Source organism: Corynebacterium sp. H130, assembly GCF_037572395.1.
Classification (GTDB): Bacteria; Actinomycetota; Actinomycetes; order Mycobacteriales; family Mycobacteriaceae; genus Corynebacterium.
In genome coordinates, this window is the sequence record NZ_JBBHLA010000001.1 from 612,133 (window position 1) to 633,574 (window position 21,442).

The 21,442-nt window shown below is 59.1% G+C and carries 21 protein-coding genes; 5 read left to right on the plus strand and 16 right to left on the minus strand.

Annotated features, from left to right (window positions below; translation table 11 throughout):
• Positions 1-28 precede the first annotated feature (28 nt).
• On the plus strand, positions 29-1,294 hold the full coding sequence (locus tag WG939_RS03015; RefSeq protein ID WP_339982306.1) for a hypothetical protein: 1,266 nt from the start codon (positions 29-31) through the stop codon (positions 1,292-1,294).
• On the opposite strand, the gene WG939_RS03020 is transcribed toward WG939_RS03015, so the two are convergent.
• The 7 genes from WG939_RS03020 to rsmI form a co-directional block, all read right to left on the minus strand.
• Entirely contained in the window at positions 1,291-2,211 is a 921-nt protein-coding gene (locus WG939_RS03020; protein ID WP_339982309.1) for a 4-(cytidine 5'-diphospho)-2-C-methyl-D-erythritol kinase, read from the minus strand. The two genes, WG939_RS03015 and WG939_RS03020, sit on opposite strands and share 4 nt — an antisense overlap.
• A complete protein-coding gene (rsmA, locus tag WG939_RS03025; protein WP_339982312.1) occupies positions 2,212-3,084 on the minus strand; it encodes a 16S rRNA (adenine(1518)-N(6)/adenine(1519)-N(6))-dimethyltransferase RsmA in 873 nt (290 codons plus the stop codon).
• 36 nt (positions 3,085-3,120) lie between these two features.
• On the minus strand, positions 3,121-4,263 hold the full coding sequence (locus WG939_RS03030) for a transglycosylase family protein (protein ID WP_339982315.1): 1,143 nt from the start codon (positions 4,261-4,263) through the stop codon (positions 3,121-3,123).
• 196 nt (positions 4,264-4,459) lie between these two features.
• A complete protein-coding gene (locus tag WG939_RS03035) occupies positions 4,460-5,299 on the minus strand; it encodes a TatD family hydrolase (RefSeq protein WP_339982318.1) in 840 nt (279 codons plus the stop codon).
• 307 nt (positions 5,300-5,606) lie between these two features.
• Positions 5,607-7,445 (minus strand): methionine--tRNA ligase, encoded by a 1,839-nt coding sequence (metG, locus tag WG939_RS03040; RefSeq protein WP_339982320.1) that lies wholly within the window; start codon positions 7,443-7,445, stop codon positions 5,607-5,609.
• A gap of 44 nt (positions 7,446-7,489) precedes the next feature.
• Positions 7,490-9,259: a BCCT family transporter gene (locus WG939_RS03045; protein ID WP_445227855.1), complete on the minus strand. Its 1,770-nt coding sequence runs from the start codon at positions 9,257-9,259 to the stop codon at positions 7,490-7,492.
• 159 nt (positions 9,260-9,418) lie between these two features.
• Positions 9,419-10,261: a 16S rRNA (cytidine(1402)-2'-O)-methyltransferase gene (gene rsmI / locus WG939_RS03050; RefSeq protein ID WP_339982322.1), complete on the minus strand. Its 843-nt coding sequence runs from the start codon at positions 10,259-10,261 to the stop codon at positions 9,419-9,421.
• 92 nt (positions 10,262-10,353) lie between these two features.
• Between rsmI and WG939_RS03055 the strand changes: the two genes are divergently transcribed.
• Positions 10,354-11,892, plus strand: a complete 1,539-nt coding sequence (locus tag WG939_RS03055) for a dolichyl-phosphate-mannose--protein mannosyltransferase (RefSeq protein ID WP_339982641.1) — start codon at positions 10,354-10,356, stop codon at positions 11,890-11,892.
• Positions 11,893-11,949: 57 nt separating this feature from the next.
• On the opposite strand, the gene WG939_RS03060 is transcribed toward WG939_RS03055, so the two are convergent.
• From WG939_RS03060 to WG939_RS03085, 6 genes are all read right to left on the minus strand, one after another.
• A complete protein-coding gene (locus WG939_RS03060) occupies positions 11,950-12,663 on the minus strand; it encodes a zf-HC2 domain-containing protein (protein ID WP_339982325.1) in 714 nt (237 codons plus the stop codon).
• The gene (locus WG939_RS03065; protein WP_339982328.1) at positions 12,663-13,064 is read right to left on the minus strand and encodes a DoxX family protein; all 402 of its coding nucleotides are present in this window, start codon (positions 13,062-13,064) and stop codon (positions 12,663-12,665) included. Before WG939_RS03065 ends, WG939_RS03060 begins: the two co-directional genes overlap by 1 nt.
• A gap of 18 nt (positions 13,065-13,082) precedes the next feature.
• The gene (gene sepX / locus WG939_RS03070; RefSeq protein WP_339982330.1) at positions 13,083-14,138 is read right to left on the minus strand and encodes a divisome protein SepX/GlpR; all 1,056 of its coding nucleotides are present in this window, start codon (positions 14,136-14,138) and stop codon (positions 13,083-13,085) included.
• Positions 14,139-14,239: 101 nt separating this feature from the next.
• Positions 14,240-14,932 (minus strand): GNAT family N-acetyltransferase, encoded by a 693-nt coding sequence (locus WG939_RS03075; RefSeq protein WP_339982332.1) that lies wholly within the window; start codon positions 14,930-14,932, stop codon positions 14,240-14,242.
• Positions 14,933-14,937: 5 nt separating this feature from the next.
• Positions 14,938-16,224 (minus strand): molybdotransferase-like divisome protein Glp, encoded by a 1,287-nt coding sequence (gene glp, locus WG939_RS03080; RefSeq protein WP_339982336.1) that lies wholly within the window; start codon positions 16,222-16,224, stop codon positions 14,938-14,940.
• Positions 16,225-16,257: 33 nt separating this feature from the next.
• Positions 16,258-17,169 carry a UTP--glucose-1-phosphate uridylyltransferase gene (locus WG939_RS03085; protein ID WP_339982339.1) on the minus strand — a complete coding sequence of 304 codons (912 nt, stop codon included), beginning with the start codon at positions 17,167-17,169 and terminating at the stop codon, positions 16,258-16,260.
• A 74-nt stretch (positions 17,170-17,243) separates the two neighbouring features.
• Between WG939_RS03085 and WG939_RS03090 the strand changes: the two genes are divergently transcribed.
• The 3 genes from WG939_RS03090 to mscL all read left to right on the plus strand — a co-directional run bounded on the left by WG939_RS03090 (position 17,244) and on the right by mscL (position 19,052).
• Complete coding sequence (locus WG939_RS03090; protein ID WP_339982342.1) at positions 17,244-17,849, plus strand: 5-formyltetrahydrofolate cyclo-ligase; 606 nt, start codon at positions 17,244-17,246, stop codon at positions 17,847-17,849.
• A 2-nt stretch (positions 17,850-17,851) separates the two neighbouring features.
• Complete coding sequence (locus WG939_RS03095) at positions 17,852-18,478, plus strand: SAF domain-containing protein (protein ID WP_339982344.1); 627 nt, start codon at positions 17,852-17,854, stop codon at positions 18,476-18,478.
• Positions 18,479-18,647: 169 nt separating this feature from the next.
• On the plus strand, positions 18,648-19,052 hold the full coding sequence (mscL, locus tag WG939_RS03100) for a large conductance mechanosensitive channel protein MscL (RefSeq protein WP_339982643.1): 405 nt from the start codon (positions 18,648-18,650) through the stop codon (positions 19,050-19,052).
• A gap of 56 nt (positions 19,053-19,108) precedes the next feature.
• Here the strand turns inward: mscL and WG939_RS03105 are convergent, their stop codons facing one another.
• The 3 genes from WG939_RS03105 to WG939_RS03115 form a co-directional block, all read right to left on the minus strand.
• Positions 19,109-19,348: a hypothetical protein gene (locus tag WG939_RS03105; protein ID WP_339982347.1), complete on the minus strand. Its 240-nt coding sequence runs from the start codon at positions 19,346-19,348 to the stop codon at positions 19,109-19,111.
• A gap of 11 nt (positions 19,349-19,359) precedes the next feature.
• Entirely contained in the window at positions 19,360-19,938 is a 579-nt protein-coding gene (locus WG939_RS03110; protein WP_339982645.1) for a MogA/MoaB family molybdenum cofactor biosynthesis protein, read from the minus strand.
• 165 nt (positions 19,939-20,103) lie between these two features.
• Complete coding sequence (locus tag WG939_RS03115) at positions 20,104-21,399, minus strand: S1C family serine protease (protein ID WP_339982350.1); 1,296 nt, start codon at positions 21,397-21,399, stop codon at positions 20,104-20,106.
• Positions 21,400-21,442 lie beyond the last annotated feature (43 nt).

The following is a 21,442-nucleotide window of genomic DNA, read 5'->3' on the forward strand; positions in this document are numbered from 1 at the left end:
TAGTCACGGTGGATTAGTGTAAATCTCCATGACCATCAAAACGAATAGCATTTTCATTAGCGTGGCCGTTATTGCAACTGCCCTCGTCGGATGCAGCAGCCAAGATGAGACGAAGCCCGCAGAACCCACCACCATTGCCCTCGGCCAGAAGCTCAGCGAAGCCGCCACGATTAGCCCCCGCATCGTCATCAGCCATGAAAACGGCCTCCTCACCCTCGACGAAAAGACAAAGAAGCCACTGAACGAATACAACGTCCCAGGCTTCTACCGACTCGCAGGTGCCGGCGACGGACGCCACGTCATGGTCACCGATGACAACCAGTTCAAGATCTTCGACGCCGGTATTTCCTCGCAGCCCCACGGCGACCACTCCCACAACTTCCGTGGCGAGCCGGGGCTTACCGACGCCGCAGTGTCCGCCGACCACGCTGGGCACGTTGTAGTCCACGGCGACACCACTGCCCTATTCGCCGATGGCACCGGCGACATCCAGCTGTTTAAGAACGCAGAACTTGAAAAGGGAATGCCAAAGCTCACTACGTTCTCGGCTGGCGAAGCCCACCACGGCGTCGCCGTACCGCTTTCCGACGGCACCTTCCTCACCACCAAGGGCAATGAGAAGGATCGCCACACCATCGTCCACACCGATGGCCAAAAAGAGCTTGCAAAAACCGAGGATTGCCCGAATATCCACGGCGAAGCAGCCGCTCAGGGCGATACCGTCGTCTTCGGCTGCACCAACGGACCTGTCATCTTCCGGGACGGCCAGTTCCACAAGGTAGCGGCAAAGGTGCCATACCAGCGCAATGGCAACCTGGCCGGCAGCCCAGCGTCTCCGATCGTCCTCGGCGACGAGAAACTCGACAAGGAAGCCAAGCAGGAACGCCCCACTAAGGTCGCACTCATCAACTCAGAGACTGGCGAGTACCGTTCCATCGACCTCGGATCTTCCTACTGGTTCCGCTCGCTTGCCCGTGGTCCGCACGGCGAGGCACTTGTCCTCACCTACGACGGCAGCGTGCACATTATCGACGCCACCACCGGTGAAACCAAGCACAAGGTAAATGCCATCGAAGCGTGGGAAGAGAAGGAAAAGTGGCAGGAGCCAGGGCCTATCCTCAAGGTTGCTGGCGACAAGGCTTACGTGAGCGACGCCAAGAACAAGAAGATTAAGGTCATCGATATTGCTTCAGGCAAGGTCGAAGACGAAATCCAGCTCGAGGTCGAACCTGTCGAGATGGAAATCGTCACCGGCGAGGCCAGCCACCCTCACGAGCACGAACACAGCCACTAGTTAGCTGTAGCTCCCCCAACCGGGCCGTGCGCCACCGCCGTTGCGGTGGCAACCCCGGCATCAAGCACAAACTCGGCAACTTCTGCCGCATGCTCGGCCGACTCACACAGGTAGGCGACGGTCGGGCCCGATCCCGAAACCATCGCCCGCAACGCCCCTGCTTGCTCACCAGCAAGCAGGGTTTTCCTTAATGCAGGCATAAGCGACAGCGCCGGTGCCTGCAGATCGTTAGCCAAGTGCTGCGCTACCTGCTTCGGATCCCCGCTCAACAACGCGGCCGAAAGATCTGCGATACCTGTCGCCCGAGGAAGATCTGGATTCTTCTCGCGCATGGCGTCGAGGGTATGGAAGACCTTTGGCGTCGACAAGCCCGCGCTATTGAATGCAAGCGCCCAATGGTACGTTCCCCGGGAGAGCACTGGGACGAGTTGTTCGCCGCGCCCCGTGCCGAGCATGGTGCCCCCGAGCAGAGTGAACGGGACATCGGAACCGAGCTCGGCCGCCATATCCAGAAGAGTGGCTTCATCGAAACCAGTCAGGGTGTTCATGGCCCGTAATGCGGCAGCAGCGTCGGCCGAGCCACCGGCCATTCCACCTGCAGTCGGGATGCCTTTGCGCAAATGAATGTCCATGGTGGGAAGTGAAGAACCACCGCAGCGACGATGCTCGGCGACCATAAGATCGACGGCTTTCCACACCAAGTTGTCGGGAGTGGTCGGGACCTGCCCCGCCCCCAGGCCAGACACGGTCAAGGCATTGACGGCACTGTCAGCGGATTCTTCAGCAGGTGTGAATTCAAGTGTGTCCTGCAGCGACAGTGACTGAAACACAGTCTCCAGCTCGTGGTAGCCGTCCTCGCGGGCATCGCCGACGCCCAGGTACAGATTCACTTTGGAATGTGCGCGGGCGGTGATCATCTAGTTCACCCCTGCCAACCTGACGAAGTCCGTCACCGACAGCTTCTCGCCACGCTCGCTTGGACTGATTCCCGCGGCCACCAGGGCCTCCTCGGCAGTTGCACCGCCACCGAAATGACCAGACAGGGCAGCTCGCAAGGTCTTGCGACGCTGGGCGAAAGCGGCGTCGATAAGCGGGAATACTTTGGCGCGGGTGGCGTCGTCGAGTGGCCACGGTTCAGCGCCGGCTGCGAAGCGATCAATGCGAACTAGGCCGGATTCAATCTTCGGCGCTGGCCAGAACACATTTTTACCGATGGATCCGGCGCGGCGCACGTCTCCATAGAAGGCCGCTTTTATGCTCGGGACACCATAAATCTTGGAGCCTGGCTTCGCTGCGAGGCGGTCAGCAACCTCGGCCTGGACCATCACCAGTACCCGCTTGATCGTGGGAAACTCGGCCAGCAAGTGCAGCAGCACGGGCACCGACACGTTGTACGGCAGATTCGCCACCAAGGCAGTTGGGGCCGGAGCCCCTGCCTCTTCAAAATCGAAACGGGAGACCTGGAGTGCATCCTTCAGGATGATGCGCAGCTTGTCAGCATGATCGGGTGCGCGCCACTGGACAGTGCTTGGCAGCTCGCCCGCAAGGCGTGGATCGATCTCCACAGCCGTCACATCGGCGACGGTATCAAGCAATGCCAAGGTCAATGAACCCAGCCCTGGCCCCACTTCCACCACGTGATCACTCTCGTTCACGTCGGCTGCTGCCACGATCATGCGAACAGTGTTCGGATCGTGCACGAAGTTTTGTCCCAACTTCTTGGTTGGGGTGACGTCCAGTTTTTCGGCAAGCTGCCGAATTTCCACTGGGCCTAAGAGCTGAGAATCCATAGAGTCAGGATAACGCACAGCGGAAACTAGTCCGCTTTAGCGAAGCCCCATCTTTGCGGTACACGCAGGCCATGCGCCCCAGCCCTGTGCAGCCTGGACCTTTTCCGCGACGGCGATCTGCTGTTCGCGAGTAGCCATGTACGCCTCAGGTGCGTACTGTCCGCCACCAAATGCGAGCCAGGTGGATGGGGTGAACTGCAGGCCACCGGAGAAGCCGTTGCCGGTGTTGATGGACCAGTTGCCAGTAGCTTCACACTGCGCCAGGGCATCCCAGACTGAACCGTTTGGAACAGCTGGTGCGGATGGCTTTTCCTTAGTGCCGCGCTTGACGGTAGCTGGGGTTGCCGGGGAAAGCTCTGTTTCCTTGATGATGGTCTCGGAAACGACCTTGCCGTTTTCCTTGCGAATTTGCTTGGAAACGTCCTTCTTACCAGGGACAGCAGGCTTTTCTTCCTTTTCCTCACCCTTGGTCATCTCAGGGTCATCAATGTAATGAGGCTCAGGGATGAAGTCTTCGGTCTTGGTGACGTTTTCGATGTCCACCTTGGTCACCTGAATGACGGAATCCTGGGTTACTCGCTCATCGAGAGCTGGAGAAACCTTGTCGTCGCCGTCTACCGCAATGCCCTCGTTTGCCAGCACATCGGCAACAGTCTCAGCAGCAAGCTGGGTATAGGTCACGCGCCCCTCGTGTTCAACCTTAACGATCTTCGGGGTCACAACGTCGAGGGTGAAGCCGTCGAGAGGAATCTTGTGATCAACAGGAACCGAGATTTTGTCGCCCGCGGAAACGCCACCGAATTCCTGGACGAGCTCGTCCACGGTGAGTGCGGTTGAGGTGACGCGGGTTGGCTTGCCGTCAATGACAACTGCGACCTGCTTGGCAGAACGCACGGTGACGCGCTCACCGCTGGCGAGAGCTTCGTTCGGGCTTGGCGCTACGAAGTCCTGAGCCTGAATCTTCACGCCGGCCTGCTCCAAGGCGCCTGCAACGTCACCAGAGTAGGTGGTGAGGGCGATTTCTTCACCGTTGACATCGAGAACGACGTCCTTCTTCATGGCAACTGCCGACGCGCCACCAACCAACAGAGTCGCGAGCATACCGCCGGTGGCCAGACGCAGCGGAACAGAATGCGCCGAGTTCAGTCGGTTGATTCGAGACTTTTGGTGCTGACCCACGTTAACTACCACTCACATTCAGATCGGATTCTTTTGTCGTCACGGTACGGTAACGGTTCGGTTAAGTCCAGTGTTCACACAAACCACGAACGTGACATTAGCTGTCTCTTCTTGACAGTGAGCAACACATTTCACACGCGACCTGCAGCTTTAAAATGCTGTGAAATAGCTAATAGTTTTCGTGTCCCCAAAATTTCTAAGGCACGAGTCCATAAACCCGATCAAAGGTCTCATTCAGCGCCTGCACCAGCTCCTTCGGATCCTCACCACGAACCTCCGCCAAGCAGTACGCGGTGTGCCCCACCAACGCAGGCTCATTCCGCGCACCACGAAACGGCTCGGCCGTCATATAAGGAGCGTCCGTCTCAATGAGGAACTGCCCTCGCGGCGCAATCCGTGCGGCCTCCCGCAGCTCGTCGTTTCGCTTAAAGGTGACGTTTCCTGCGAAGCTCAGCACGTACCCACGCTCAAGCGCCTGCTTTGCGACGACCAAAGGCGAAGAAAAGCAGTGCAAAATCGTCTCCACCGGCTGTGGCGCATCAGCCAACACCCGCATGAGGTCCTCGTCTGCCTCGCGATTGTGGATCATCAAGGCCTTGCCGTGCTCCACTGCTAGGTCAATGTGCCAACGCAGGGCCTCCTCCTGAGCTTCCAGAGGCGCACAAGTGTCGGACTTGCCAATCCAATAGGTATCGAGGCCAGTTTCTCCGATTGCTACGCAGCGGGGTTCGGCAGCCATCTGGGAAAGGCGCGCTTTCGCAGCGTCGTCAAGCTCGAGGGCGCGTGTTGGGTGGATCGCGCAGGCAGCGTACACACGCTCGTTGAGTTGCGCGGCACTGAGCGCTGCTTCGGCCTCAGCTAGGCCGTCCCCCACGGTGCAGATACGATCAACGCCTGCCTCGACCGCACGGTCCACGATCGCGTGAATCTCATCTTCCGTGGTGGCGCCACACGATGCCAGGTGTGTGTGCGCATCGATTAGACCAGGAAGAAATGGAGCGGGGACGGGAACGGGACGAGGCTTCTTCTTAGACACGGCTACCTAGTGTAGCTTTCCGCGGTGTGCGCGTGTATAGGAAGTCGGGTTTGGGTACTTTAAATGTAGTACTACTACTTGTTGCAGGCCTTTTACCGCCGAAAACCACCCGCCTTCGCAGTAGTACTACGTCTTGAGTACCCCAAAACGCACAAATGATTGCCCCGCAGGTACTCCAAAGGCCCCATGAAAAGTTCGGGCCCCAAATGCGTACTTCCGATGTAGTACTACTACCGGAGCAAGGTAAATTCAGCTCCTAATCCACCGTAAAAAGTAGTAGAACTACGTCCTGAGTACCCCTACCCGACTACTGCTTCGCCTGAACCGGTGCCCATTCAGGGCCGGTCTCCCCCAGCTCGGGATCCAGCTTCGCGATCAGTGGCTTCGGCTTGGAAAGCGCCGTGCCAGGCTCCACCTGAACGCGCTCCCATACTGCCTGCTGATTCACGTAGTCGCCCATGATGACCGGATAGGTACGGCCCTCAGCTGGCAGGTTGACGCCCACTGGATTGACCGGCATGTCGTCCTGAACTTCCACGATGGATGGCGTCGCGGCCCACACGCCTTCACGGCCCAGGGTCTCGTGGACAGCCTGCGCGATGTGTGGCAGGTATGGGGTGAGGAGAGTGTTGCAGTCCGACACAACCTGGAGAGCAACCCACAGGACGGTGGCCAGGCGCTCACGCTGAGACTCATCCTTGGCTAGCTTCCACGGCTCCATCTCAGCGATGTAGGCGTTGGCCTCACCCACCACGTGCATGGCGTGGGTGATTCCGACCTTGAATTTGTTGTGCTCGAGAGCGTCGCCGACCACGTCAAAGGCGTCGGAAGCCAAGTCAAGAATGCGACGATCAGCCTCGGTCAGCTCGCCCGGCTGTGGCACCTCGCCGAAGTTCTTGTGCGCCATGGACACCGTGCGGTTGACCAGGTTGCCCCAGCCGTTGGCCAGCTCGTTGTTCACGCGACGGACGAACTCGTCCCAGGTGAAGTCGGTGTCGTTGTTCTCTGGGCCTGCCACGGCGATGAAGTAGCGCAGCGGATCTGGGCCGAATTCCTTCAGGAAGTCCTTGACGTAAATAACAACGCCCTTGGAGGAGGAGAACTTCGAACCGGACATGGTCAGGTACTCAGAAGAAACGACCTCGGTTGGAAGCTGCAGCTCGCCCAGCTCGCCAGCGGCACCCTCGCGGGAGCCTAGGCCACGGTAGCCGAGCAGCTCCGCAGGCCAGATCTGAGAGTGGAAGGTGATGTTGTCCTTGCCCATGAAGTAGAAGGACTGTGCCTCTTCCGCGGTCCACCACTCGCGCCACGCCTCAGGGCGGCCAACGCGGTGCGCCCACTCGATGGAAGCAGACAGGTAGCCGACCACGGCGTCGAACCACACGTAGAGCTTCTTGGCGTTGTTGTCCTGCCAGCCGTCCAGCGGGATTGGCACGCCCCAGTCGATGTCGCGGGACATCGCACGCGGACGAATGTCTTCAAGCAGGTTCAGGGAGAACTTGAGGACGTTCGGACGCCAATCCTCGCGACCCTTCAGCCACTCGGCTAGGGACTCGGCCAGAGCAGGCAGGTCGAGCAAGAAGTGCTCGGTCTCGATGAACTGCGGGGTTTCACCGTTGATCTTGGACACCGGATCGATCAGGTCAGCAGGATCGAGCTGGTTGCCACAGTTGTCGCACTGATCGCCACGGGCGCCGCCAGCACCACAGATCGGGCAGGTGCCCTCAATGTAGCGGTCCGGCAGGGTGCGACCGGTGGATGGGCTGATCGCGCCCATGGTCGTCTGCTTGATCATGTAGCCGTTGTCGTGCAGGCCGCGGAACAGCTCCTGTACTACCGCGTAGTGGTTGCGAGTGGTGGTGCGGGTGAACAGGTCGTAGGTGAGTCCCAGGCCTGCCAGGTCCTCAACGATCTGACGGTTGTAGCGGTCGGCCAGCTCCTGAACCGTTACGCCTTCCTTCTCTGCCTGCACCAGCAGCGGAGTGCCGTGCTCGTCGGTACCCGAAATCATCAGCACGTCCGCGCCACGCATTCGCTGGAAGCGAGCGAAAACGTCAGATGGAACGCCGAAACCCGCCACATGTCCAATGTGACGGGGTCCATTTGCGTACGGCCAGGCAACAGCTACGAGCACAGACTTTGTCATGCCCACTACATTACTGGTCAGCCCGCACCGAGGTACAACAAGGCTTATCGACGGCGCTGCTGTGCCTGCTTTTCGGCCTTGCGACGCTTCCGCAGCTCCATTTCCCGGTGAATGCGGTGCTCACGTGCGAGGCGGCGTTGGAACTTCGCGTGTTCCTTTCCTTCCAAGTACAGCGGATCTTCTGACAATCCCTTGACAACGGAGACCATCAGCAGCACCAGCACGATGAGGAATGGGCTGGCGACCACAATGGTGATGCTCTGCAGATTCGACAGCGCATCGCTGCCACCGGCCAGCAACATGGTCAGGCCGATCACTGCGGTCAGCACACCCCAGAGACCGGTGATCCATGGGGATGCTTCCAGTCGGCCGTTCTGGCTCATCGAACCCATGACGGTAGAAGCGGAGTCTGCGGAGGTAATGAAGAATACTGCGAGGAGAATCATCGCAACGAAACCAGCGATCTGGCCACCTGGAAGCTGATGCAGCATGTCAAAGAGCATGCGCTCGGAGTCTCCCTCGCCCCAGATGGAGCGGCCATCGCGCTCAAACGTGACTGCGGTACCACCAAAGATCGCGAACCACACCACCGTCACAGCGGATGGGATGAGCAGGACACCGATGATGAACTCACGAATGGTGCGTCCTCGGGAGATGCGGGCGATGAACATGCCTACGAATGGGCTCCAGGACATCCACCACACCCAGTAGAAGATCGTCCAACCACTGAGCCAATCGCCCGCAGTGCCATCAGCGGATTCTGCGGTGCGCGCTGCCATCTCGAAGAAGGAGGCGAGGTAATTGCCGATGCTGCCTGGGATCAAGTTGAGAATGGATACCGTCGGCCCCATGACAAAGACGAAGATTGCCAATGCAGCTGCAAGCACCATGTTTGTGTTGGATAGCAGCTGAATTCCTCGTCCCACTCCAGACATTGCAGAGAGCAGGAACGCCAGTGTCAGTACGAGGACAATTCCAATAACTACTTGCTGGCTCGGGTTTTCAATCACACCGCTCGCCCTCAGACCGGCTCCGATCTGAGTTGCACCAATACCGAGGGAGCACGCGGTACCGAACAAGGTGGCAATGATGGCGAGGACGTCGATAAGCTTGCCCCAAAATCCTTCTGCTCGGCGCTTGCCAATCAGCGGAATGAACGCGGAGCTCAGAAGCTGTTTGTTTCCCATGCGGAACGTTGCGTACGCCAAAGAGAGGCCGACGATGGCATAGAGAGCCCATGGGTGGAGGGTCCAGTGGAAGAGGGTGGTCGCGAAGGCGGTGCCCACCTCTCGCGGCTCATGGCCAGGTACGCCCGAACGATAGAAGGTCAGCGGTTCGGCTGCGCCGAAGAACATCAGGCCGATTCCCATGCCTGCTGCGAACATCATGGCGATCCACGAGGGAGTGGAAAACTCCGGTTCCTCGTCGTCTCGGCCAAGTTTGATTCGGCCGAACTTCGACATGGCGAGAACGAAAGTGAAAATGACAAAAACCGTGCCGAAAAGCACGAAAGCCCAGCCAAAATTGGTTACTACGAAGCTGAGACCATCTGAGGCGAAGTTTGCCAATTGATCTGGGAACGCCAGGCCCCATGCGATCGCTGCGATGGCAAAGACTGCGGCTGCGATGGTGACCGGCCAGTTGATGCCCGCGGATTCGTCCTCAAAGGCATAGTCAATGTCCTGGTCGAGAACCGATTCGTCCCAATTATCACGATCGATCATTTCGGCTAGCAGACCCGTAGCGGAAGCGTCCTGAGCTTCGGGCTGCGTCGATTCAATAATCTTCACATCTTCGGTTTTTGGCGGTGTCATTGTTTCACCATCGAACGCGCTTTGTTAGAAGCACAACTTCACATACGCGGTTTCTGCAGCTTCAACCACCACAATATTGGCCGTGTTATGTGATTGTGACCGACATCTGCCGAGGGCACCCCACAAAACCGTTCAAAGCACTACATATTGGTAACAATTCTATTTTTGGGCGATGACGGCGTCATAAATGTCCTTCTTGGACACGCCATGCTGGGACGCCAATTCGGCGGCGACGGCCTTGACTCGCTCCCCAGCTGCTACCCGCTCTAGTGCTATTGCCACCAACGTCTCCATGTCCACCTCCACCTCGGTAGCCCCCTCGATCACCACCGAAATCTCCCCTTTGACGCCTTCGGCTGCCCACTCAGCAAGTTCAGACAGGGTGCCTCGGCGTACCTCTTCAAACGTCTTGGTGAGCTCGCGGCACACCGCGGCACGACGGTTCGGGCCGAGCACCTCTGCGGCGTCGGCAAGCGTGTCGGCGATGCGATGCGGAGATTCAAAAAAGCAGACCGCGCGGGGTTCGGTCTTGAGCGTTTCGAGCCAGGCTTTGCGGGCGCCCTGTTTGCGGGGCGCAAACCCATCGAAGGCGAAACGCCCGACGGGCAGTCCGGAGAGGGCGAGCGCAGTCGGAACAGCGGACGGGCCTGGGAAGCAGGTCACTGGCACACCAGCATCGTGTGCTGCTTCCACCAACGGGAAACCGGGATCGGACACTGACGGCATCCCCGCATCAGTGACAACCAGGACGCTGCCGGTGCGGGCGGCTTCGATGAGTTGGGTAACACGGCTTTCTTCGTTGTGGTCGAAGTTCGAAACCACCTGTCCCCTGATCTCCACTCCGAGCGCCGAAGCCAAATTCCGGGTGCGGCGGGTATCCTCGGCTGCGATCACATCGGCATGGCTCAGTGCATGAATGAGGCGCGGGGATGCGTCGTGCGGGTTTCCCAGCGGGGTCGCAGCAATGATGATTCCTTGAGGAAGATCGTGAAGAGGCTCCATAACCGTCAAGCATTGCACAAAACTGCACGTGATTGCCTAATATGTAGTGGGTGACCCACATAGTCAAGCAATCTCGACCTCTCGCCCGCCCGATTTCTCGTGGCCACTCACCGAGTATCGCGGAGCCTTTGCGCTTCCAGTGGACCGGCACGGACACCATCACCTTTGCGATCATCGCCGTGCTTGCCTTCATCTCGCGATTCATCAAACTCACTGACGCCACCGATAACGGCACTCCCGTCTTCGACGAGAAGCACTATGTTCCGCAAGCTTGGGACATCGTCACATCGGCCACCAACCCGATCATCGGCGGCATTGAATCGAACCCGGCCTACGGCCTCGTGGTGCACCCACCACTAGCTAAGCAACTCTTGGCTATCGGCGAATCCTTCTTCGGTTACACGCCGCTGGGCTGGCGCGTGGTGACGGCGCTGTTCTCCACCATGACGATCCTGGCCATCGTCGCCATCGCTCGTCGCCTCAGCCACTCCCCTGTGGTCGCAGCTTTCGCCGGCATTTTGGCGCTTTCCGACGGTGTGCTCCTCGTGGCTGGCCGATTCGGCATGCTTGACATTTTCCTTTGCCTCTTCGTCGTCCTCGCCGCCTACTGCCTGGTGCGCGACTACCAGCAGATGCGCCAGCGCATGTACCGGGCTTACATGGATGACAAGGTCTACACCAGCCCTTACGGACCACGTTTGGGCTACCGCTGGTGGCGCTTTACTGCAGGTGTCTTCCTTGGCCTTGCGCTCGCCGTGAAATGGTCCGGCCTTTACTACATGGCTTTCTTCGGCATCATGACCGTGGCTCTCGACCTCATGCTTCGTCACCAGTACCGCGTGGAGAAGCCACTTCTGGGCACTCTGCTGCGCGACTGCATCCCGGCCTTCGCGAGCATCGTCATCCTCCCTGTCGCTTTGTACGTATGGTCCTGGCGAGCATGGTTTGCTGATGAAACCTCGGTGTACCGCCATGCCAAGGCAAACGGCACGCTGAAGCCAGAAAAGTGGTACTACAACCTGCCAGATTCGGTTGCGAACTGGTTCTACTACCACGATTCCGTACTGAAGTTCCACGCCTCCCTGACCAGCTCCAGTGGACACTCGCACCCATGGGATTCCAAGCCATGGTCGTGGCTGGTTGCTTCCCGTCCGGTGCTTTACTACTCCCAGACCGGCCAGGCTTGTGGCGACGGTGAGACCTGCCGCCGCATGATCTATCTCTTCGGCGCCCCAGCCATCTGGTGGCTCACCGTGCCGGTTGTGCTGTGGGGTTTGTGGAGCTTGGTTATCAGGCGCGACCGTCGCTTCTTCGTTCCACTTGTTGGTTTTGCCGCCAGCTTCATTCCATGGCTCATCGCCTACGACCGTCAGATGTACTTCTTCTACGCGATCCCGCTGGTTCCATTCACAATCATCTTGCTGGCGCTCACTTTGGGCCAGATCGCTCAAACCAGCAGCACATTCAAGGTTCCAGGAATCGCATCACCGGTGAAGGTGGGCACGGCTGTAGTGCTGGTCTACCTCGGGCTGGTCATCGTTGGGTTCTTCTACTTCAACCCGATTTACTACGGCACCCTGATGACGGAGGACCACTACAACTCGATCATGTGGCTCCGCAGCTGGCGCTAAGCAATCCCAAAGAAGACGGGCGCATCCTTTCTCAATCGGAAGGGATGCGCCCGTTTTTTAATGATCTGCGAGCGGTGTTGCGGTCACTGAACGCAGCAACCGGTCGACGGTTCCCTGCTGCAGGGTTGTGATCCAGGCGATCAACACCACCACAGCAGTGACAAACATCAGCGCGATACCGAACACGTCGCTGCCGGTGGCATAGCCCAAAATCAGGTCGCGCATGCCAAAGCCCAGACTGAACATGAACAACCCGCCAAAGATCGGAAACAAGCCCGTCGCTGCTTGTGGACGCCACGCCGCGTAAAACAGGCCGAAGGCCATGGCGATGCGGAAGGCTGCGGCGTCGACAAGCAAACCAGCCACCATCGGGTCGTCGGATGCGAGCAGCGTTCCGGACGGCAGACCGCCGGTGGCCAGCGCCATCACGCCGGTGAGCAGCGCAACCGCCCAGGCCACGTACGTGACTCCGAGGACGACGAGCAAGACACGAACGGTTACTGCGCGGAGTGCGATGCGGGCAGCTTGTCGACGTCGTACCGGCTCTACTCCAGCCAAGATGGCGTCAGATAGGTCCGGTGCCCGCATATCGCCTGAGCGACCGGCATCGTGGAAAGTGAGCATCCTGCTGAGGGTCGCAGCTGACTCGAAAAACTCTTGGCAATGTGGGCAGCCGGAGAGGTGGGCGTCGACGATGTCGTCATCGACGCCACTAGGCTCACCGTCTAGTCGTGCTGAAAGGGCAGCTTGAACTTCCGAACAGCTCAGCATTAGGACAACGCCCCATCGATGCTGGCGCGGCCCGAACCGAACACGACGATCACGAGGAGCGCGACAACCAAAACGGCGGTGTATTCAATGCCACCGTCGGCGACGAACACACCATTATTCAGGTGCACGAAGTAAAGCGCAGCTGCCATCATCAGGGCGAGCGCGCCAGCAATGAAGGTGGTGAGTAAGCCGACTACCAGTAGAGCCCCGCCGACGAGTTCTGTCGCCGCAACCAGGTAGGCGGACATTTTGGCTTGTGGGATACCGAAGGCGCTGAATTGGCCCGTGGTTTCCACCATGCCCGTGATGAAGAACTTGTCCCACCCATGGGCAATGAACACAAACCCGAGGACCACACGAAGCAGTAATAGCGTGATGTCTCGGACTACCGGCTTATCCATGGGCTTAAGCGTAGTGCCTTAGGAAACTCGGCGTGGCTCCGGGTTCATGGTTTCATCGAGTTCATGCTCGAAGGTTGCGGTTGCAACCGGGAGTTCTGCGAAGTCAGCGCTGTCGTCGTCCAGTTCGAGAACAACGGCGCCTGGTCGACGCAGTCGTGCTGGCAGCCCCAGTTCTTCACTCTCTGCAGAGCGGACACCCAGGCGGGCGCGACGCATGTGCTTGATGCGACGTGCGCGCAGTGCCTGCTCCTGCTGTACCTGGCGACGAAGCGCGAACAGGTAGAGGGCGATCACAGCGACTGCAACAACTGGCGCGATCCAGGCAGCGCCACCAACAAATCCGGCCACGACAAGGCTCACAACCGCGATAGCTACCAGAGCGAGCAAGGTACGGCGACGACGCTGGTAGCGCTGCGCGGTAGCCTCGGCGTCTGCCTCCGGGTCATAGCCACCGCGACCGCGACGGCGCGCAGCGAACTCAAGGTCAGCGGCCGACAGCTCATCTTCCTCGTAGGAATCTTCGACGTCCGAATCCATGGCACCTTCGTATGGTTCCGCTTCTTCGTAGTCTGCGTCAGCGTGCAGGTAGTCAGCTGGAGAGTAGTAGGCGTCGTCGTATGGGTAGGTGTCGTCTTCGTACTCGCTGTATTCGTCGAATTCGACGTCAGATTCAAGCTCATCAACAGCTTCCGGCTCTTCCACCTCAGGAAGCTCCGGAACAACGGTACCTTCCACAACCTCATCGCGGCCTACCTTGCGAGCCATGCTGAACCGGCTGAACGTCTGGCCGATGCGATCGCTCAGGCGTGGCGCCTCGTCATCGCTTTCGATCAGAACGTCGTCTGGCTCAACGTATTCCAGGTCTTCGTCCTGCTCCGAAGCGTGCACATCAGCAGGAGTAAGCCGTGGGCGACGACGCTGCGTAGGCAGCTCTTCGCCTCCCGAGTGAATTACTCGGGTTTCCTCAAAGGCTTCATTCGTGTGACGGATGGGCTTGCGACCACGCAGTGCGATTGGGGCCAGGACAAACAGCCACACCACCACGATCAGAACGATGGGAAGAGTTCCGGACACGTGGAAGCACCCTGCCTTTCAACCTTGGGGAATCTATACCCAATTGAGGTTATCCAGCTAAATCCCAGGGTCCGCTGTGCCACGCCGCGGCAACGCATTTTTTATACCAGCACGCCGGCCGCCCGGAGCCTTTCGACGGCCGATGCTGCAAAATCATCCACCACAAGCCCCATCAAATAGTGGTCCTGCCAGCTGCCGTCGATATGCAAGTTGCGCCGCAGCAGGCCCTCTTCCTTGAAACCGTTGGCCGTAAGTACGGCGCCGGACGCGGGGTTTGTGGGCAGATAGGTGGCGGTGACCCGGTGCAGGCCAACTCGCGTGAATGCGAAGTCGCAGCCAAGAGCTGTGGCTACCTTCGCAATGCCACGCCCCGTTACGGTGTAATCAATCCAGTACCCCACCCAGCATTCGGAGGCGACGCCCCGTTGGATGTTGCCGAGGGTGAGCTGTCCGATGAACTTGCCATCAAGTTCGATTGCCATGGGAATCATGGCTCCATTGAGTGCCTCGCGCCGAAAATAGTTGAAGGTGCGACGCCAGGAAGCAGCCGAATGAGCAGACTCCCAGGTATTCGGAACCGTCGGTTCGACGGGCTGCAGGAACTGTTGATTGGAGAGCCTCAGCTCGCGCCATTTGGAGCCGTCGCTTTTCAAAATCGGACGAAGCCTGACCATACCGCCATGCGCAAGCGTGACGGTTTCGGTACATTCCGGCCAGCCGGGATGAATGGGGTCGCTGGGCTCGTGGGCCTCGCGAACACGAATTTCCGGAAAACCAAGAAAAGGGGCAACCATAGAAGTTAGGTTCCCTGCCCCAGGAACAGCACGTCAACGACGTCGCCCGGGCGAACCTCAGCAACGGACTCGGGAATCCTAATCAAGGCATTGGCCTCTGACATTCCTGCCAGCAAGTGGGCTGGAGCGCCAGTAGCACCGCTCAGGCCCTCGACTAGGTAATCCTGTGTTTCCGCGTCGCGCATCAAACGAGCACGCACATATCCGCGGCGGCCCTCCTTGGACGCGATCGGGGCGAGCGCGCGTGCCCGCACGTGTCGACGCCTGGTAGCGCTCTTACCCAGTGCTGCGCGGATGCAAGGCCGAACGAAGACTTCAAAGCTAACCAATGCAGAGACGGGATTGCTCGGCAGCAAGAAAGTTGGAATTTGAGCATCGCCCAGCAAGCCGAAACCTTGGACGGAGCCGGGGTGCATGGCGACGCGGGTGATGTCGACGTCGCCCAGTTCTGCCAGCAAATCACGGGCGCGCTGGGAGGCGGCGCCGCCTACTGCACCGGAGATGACCACGAGTTCGCTGCGCATCAGCTGACCTTCGATGATTTCACGAAGACGCCGGGGCTCTCCAGCGGCCACACCAACGCGGTGTACTTCGGCACCAGCCTCGCGGGCGGCAGCAGCCAAAGAATAGGAGTTGACGTCGTAGACCTGGCCGAGCGTTGGCTCGCGGTCAATGTCGACCAGCTCAGGCCCGATAGAAATGATGGACACACGTGGGCGCGGGTACACCAGGACTTTGCTCTTGCCGACGGCCGCCAGCAAACCAATGTGGGCGGCACCCAGAATCGCGCCAGGGGTCACTGCGACGTCACCTGGTTGGATGTCGTCGCCTACTCGTCGGACGAATTCGCCCGACTTCACTGGCCGGTGCGCAATCACGCGCTTAGTGCCTCGATCCGACCACTCGAGTGGCAGCACGGCATCTGCGAGCGCAGGCAAGGGAGCGCCGGTGTGCACGCGAACGGCCTGCTTCGGTTGGAGTCGAAGTGGCTGCTGGGAGCCGGCCGCTACTTCACCAACAACAGGAAGGGATTTCTCCGCAACTACAACGGGCTGCGGTGCCTCATCGTCTGCTGCAGGGGTGCGACGCCCCAGCGCCCGGGCACCTCCGACATCGACTGCGCGAACCGCGTAGCCGTCGATCGCTGCCTGCGGGAACCCCGGAAGTGGTCTCGCAGCTTGAACTTCCTCCGCACACATGAGGCCGAGAGCCTCCGCGATGGCGATGCGGACAGGTTGAGGAGAGACCACCGCTTCGGTGACCATAGCCAGTTGCTGTTCTACAGAGCGCACGCGTCGAAAGTTCCTTTCAGGCGGGATCCGGGACTAGTTCTCACCTTCGGCAAGCAACTCGGTGATGTACTTCCGCAGACCGCTGCCGTAGACCGGGTGCTTCAGTCCAAAGTCTACGCAGGCACGAATGTAGCCACCAGGATTTCCGAGATCATGTCGGGTGCCGTCGTGGACCAGAATGTGTACCGGATGTCCTGCCTCGATGAGCATCTCGATGGCGTCGGTAAGCTGCAGTTCCCCACCCTTACCTGGCTTGATCTTGCGCAGCGCGACGAAAATTTCGCGGTCAAGCAGGTAGCGACCAGTTGCGACAAAGTTGGACGGCGCGTCCTCGGCGTCTGGCTTTTCCACCATGCCGCGGACCTTTTTCACGTCCTGAGTATCGGACTCTTCGATGTCGAAAACGCCGTAGTTGGACACCTCGTCGCGAGGAACTTCCACAGCACAGAGCACGCTGCCACCGAACTTGGCGCGTACTTCGGCCATCTTTTCCATTGCGCCCATCGGCAGGACGAGATCGTCCGGAAGCATGACTGCCACGACATCTTCATCATCATCTAGCACTGATTCAGCCAGACCGACAGCGTGTCCAAGGCCCAGTGGGCGCTCTTGCTCCACAGGAACAGCCTTGATTAGGCCTGCGGCACGTCGCACCTTGGCGAGTTGCTCCTCTTTACCGCGCTCGGACAGCGTCTCTTCGAGTTCAGGGTGGGAATCGAAGTGCGCGAGAACGCCCTGCTTCTTCGGAGCGGTAATGATGGCGAGCTTCGTGGCACCCAGGCTGGCTGCTTCCTCGGCAATCATCTCGATGCCAGGGGTATCAACCACCGGCAACAGCTCCTTCGGCACCGTCTTGGTGGCAGGCAGGAAACGGGTGCCCATACCCGCTGCAGGAACGATCACAGTCTTCACTGCATGTTTGTGCTCATGGATCGGAAGGGTCATAAATTCAAAGCGTACCGCGATCCTTTCGGAATTCCGGCACCGACGCAGGTATGAGTTTCACTAGTGTGGCAGGTATGACACAGCCCGATGCCAAGCGCGCTCTTCGCACGCAGCTTTTCGACGCCCGCCGCACTCTCCCCTCCGACGAACGCAACATCGCAAATATGGCAATCCAGCAGGAATTATTGACATTTCTCCAGGTCCACGGCGCAACTTCAGTGGCTGCCTACATGCCCACCCCAAGCGAACCAGGTGGAACCGATCTGGTCCCGGTACTGCGAAAAGCAGGTCTTGAGGTCCTGATTCCGATTTCAGGAAAAGACTCTACGTTGAGCTGGGTCCGCGTCGACGACGATACCGAATTCGTCAGCGGAGCTTTTGGGATTTCGGAACCCACCGGCCCGGCACTTCAAGGGCAGCCCCTGGCGGATGTCGATGTCATCATTGTCCCAGCTCTCGCCGCCAACTTCTCGGGATACCGACTCGGCAAAGGCGGCGGATACTATGACCGCGCACTGTCGGAATTGTCGCAACCGGCCACCGTTTCGATCCTGTTCGACCACGAAGTGCTCGACGTGATCCCACTCGAAGAGCACGATGCCAGAACCGCTGCCATCATCACCCCCACACAAATTTTACGGATTATGGAACCATTTGGGCCCGACGATCCGTCTAAATAAGTGTGGACACTTTTACTCAACGAATTCCAATTTCCTGGCGGAGCCCGAGCTACCGCCGCAGCCAAACCATTAGAAAACTGCTGGCAGGAGCATTATTCCTCCTCGCCGGCGTGTTACTGATTGCCGAGCGGACGACCACGACGCACAGCTATGTCGTCGTTAAGGCAGAGCTCTCGCCCGGCACCGTGATTACCTCCGAGCATATAGAGCGCCGAAGTCTGCCCGTCGATGTCGGCGTTACGGCACCGCTTGCCGACGCTGAAGCAGCCATCGGGAGGGTCGTGGCCGCGCCGCTGAAAAGTGGTGATTTTGTGCAGGAGCACCATCTCCTCGGCCCCGAGCTGGGACAGGCGCTTGGTGCGGAGTCCCTGGTGCCCGTGAAGCTATCTGATCCAGCAGCTGCGGAACTAGCGATTCCTGGGGCCGTGGTGTCTGTTGTGGCAGCTCGCTCCGATACTGAAACCTCGACCATCGCTGAGGGGGCGAGGGTGGTTTTTGCCACGGAACGCAAAACGGACAGCACCGAGGCCGGAACAGTCCTGCTCGCGATGGATGCCACGAGCGCCGCCCGGGTAGCTGCAGCCTCTTTGGGCATGCCACTAACTGTGATTTTGACGCCGAAAGTGTGACATCGCGCACCAGAGATGTCTGATCGTGTGAAATTAACAGCCTATTATTCATTGATTTGTTGACAAACACATACAAATCTCGGATAAGGTTGCCTCGTCATGCAAGTTTGTGGCTCGTGCCATATTGTTTGCATCGTAGAACTTTTCATAATTCTTAAGGAGCATGTCCATGCTTAAGGGCTTCAAAGACTTCCTCATGCGCGGCAACGTTGTCGACCTCGCAGTTGCAGTCGTTATCGGTACCGCTTTCACCGCAATCGTTACCGCTTTCACGAACAACATCATCAACCCAATGATCGCTGCCCTCGGTGGCGCAGAGGTCAAGGGCCTGGGTTTCTACGTTGTTGCTGGCAACGAGAACACCTTCGTTGACTTCGGTGCAATCATCACCGCCGCTATCAACTTCCTGATCATCGCTGCTGTTGTTTACTTCATCCTCGTTCTGCCAATGAACAAGCTGAAGGAATTGCAGGCTGCCCGCAAGGGTGCCAACGAGGACGAAGAGACCCCAGCTTCCATCGAAGCTGAGCTACTCGAGGAGATCCGCGACCTGCTCAAGGCTCGTGGCGTCTAATCGCAGTTATTGCGCATAGGAAAAGGCCCGGTTTTTGCCGGGCCTTCTTCGTTTCTTTAGCCGGAGTGTGGAGGTCGCTGGCTGTTCCAGAAATCCTCATCCAGTTCGGCCGATTCCTCTTCTTCCGGAGCGGAGTCATCCATGATCACGACGAAGTCATCGCTGTGCCGGGGATCAGTTAGGTCAACGCTTCCAAGGAATGCCTGGGTTGCCTCCGCGCTATCCCATGAGCGATCGATCTCAGCTGCGTCGGTCGGGCGTACTGCACGCCGACGCTTACGTGGTTCTGCTGACATACAGGAAACCTCTAGTCCACAGAAGCGGTCTGCAGCTGGTCAATGACGAAGTGAACCAATGGGCCAAGGGTCGCCATGCCGTCGCGGACGGCAGCGCGTGACGACGCCAAGTTCACGATCACGGTGGAACCGGAAACTCCCGCCACGCCACGGGACACACCCGCGTCGATGGCGCCACACGCCAGGCCAGAAGCCCGGAGGGCCTGGGAAATGCCCGGCAGCAGTTGGTCGAGGACCGAACGAGTGGCATCAGGGGTCTTGTCGCGCGGACCGACGCCAACACCACCGACGGTGAGGACCAAGTCCACGCCGCCTACAACTGCGGTTTCAATAGCCTTGCGGATAGCGGACTTCTTCGCCCTCACTTCCACAACTGCATCGACTGCGAAACCGTCTTCCTCAAGCAGCTCAGTGATGAGCCTGTCGGCGTCGTTTCCCGTTTGCAGGGAGTGGTCGGCGACCAGCACCACCAGGGCGCGTCGCATAGCTGCAGCCTTGAGGGCTTCGTTTTCCTGGGCGATGAGGAAGTCAGGGTCTGGCTCGGCAACTTCGTCCAAGATCGAGGTAGCCAGCCCTGTTTCTGGGAGCATGTCCCGCTCGATGAGGTCGTCCGTGAATTCCTCCGAGGTGGTCGGGCTAGCCATAGTTATCGACGTCCTTTGCTCGCATTAGGTTTGTTTCATAAGTAAGCGGTTTCCCTTCACTTTGAAGAATAAACCGCTCGGGCTGGAAAAGATACCGAAAGAGCAGTTTTACTACTCGTTCGGTAGCGTGACCTGCACTTCCCTACTCTGCTTCGTCTTTGGATCCACGACCTGCAAGGTCACGGTTTCACCAAAGTTGCGGGATCGAATCGCCGCGATGAGAGCATCTGCGCTATCGATGACGCGATCGCCGACCTTAGTGATGACATCGCCGTCGGAAATGCCTGCCTTGCCTGCTGGACCGTCTGGCTCCACACCGGCGACAAGCGCGCCGCGGTATTGGTTATTTTGCGCGACCTTCACGCCAATCATCGGCTGCTTCACCTTGCCGGTCTTGACCAGCTGATCTGCGATGCGCTTTGCCTGGTTGGCCGGGATTGCGAAGCCGAGGCCGATGGAACCGGACTGGCCACCGGCGCCTTCACTCATCGTGGCGATGACGGAGTTCATTCCGATCAGGTTGCCCTGCATATCGACGAGCGGGCCACCAGAGTTGCCCGGGTTGATGGCTGCGTCGGTCTGGATGGCGTCGATAAGCGAGCTTTCGCCGCCTTCGCCACCGGAGGCACGCACAGGACGGTTGAGAGCGGAGACGATGCCGGAGGTCACGGTCGCAGACAGCCCCAGCGGAGAGCCGATTGCGACGACTTCCTGGCCTACTGCTACTTCGGAAGAGTTACCGAAATTGAGGGTTGGCAGGCCCTGGACGTCGCGGATCTTGATTACTGCGATGTCGGTGCTGGCATCGCCTGCGATGAGTTCGGCGTCGTGGATGGTGCCGTCGTTGAGCGAGACCTCAATGCGTCCGCCCTTGGCTGCGTCGCCGACGACGTGGTTGTTGGTCAACACCAATCCGTCTGAGGAGATGATCGAGCCGGATCCCTCACCCATGCCCGTTCGCGTGGAAACCTGGATGGATACCACGGCAGGAAGCACGCGGTGTGCCACATCTTCTACAGAGCCCGGCTCAGCTGAGCCAGCGCGAGGCTGGGATTCCTTGTCCAGGGAGCTGTACACCGTGCTGGTTGGCGAGGCCTGGTTAAGCGCCACGGCGGTAATCACGCCGGTTCCAACCGACGCGGCCAGCATCAATGCCAGCGCTGCGCCGAGGCCGACTTTGCGCTTCTGTTTTGGCTGTGGCTGCGGGAATGGGGGCTGAGCTCCAGGTGCTGCAAAATTGGGGTCAGCAGGAGGCTGAGTTGCAAAAGAGTTGGTTCCCATGTCTGGTTCCCATTGAGACGGTCCAGGCTGCCCGCCACCTAGTTGGGCATATGGGTTGGCTGGAGCAGGCCGACCTTGGCCCGCCTGCGTCCCATCCTGCGGATAATTCCCTTGAGTCTCATTCATGCGAACAGTAAACCTTTCTGCACTGACGAAGCTCTGAGTGAGC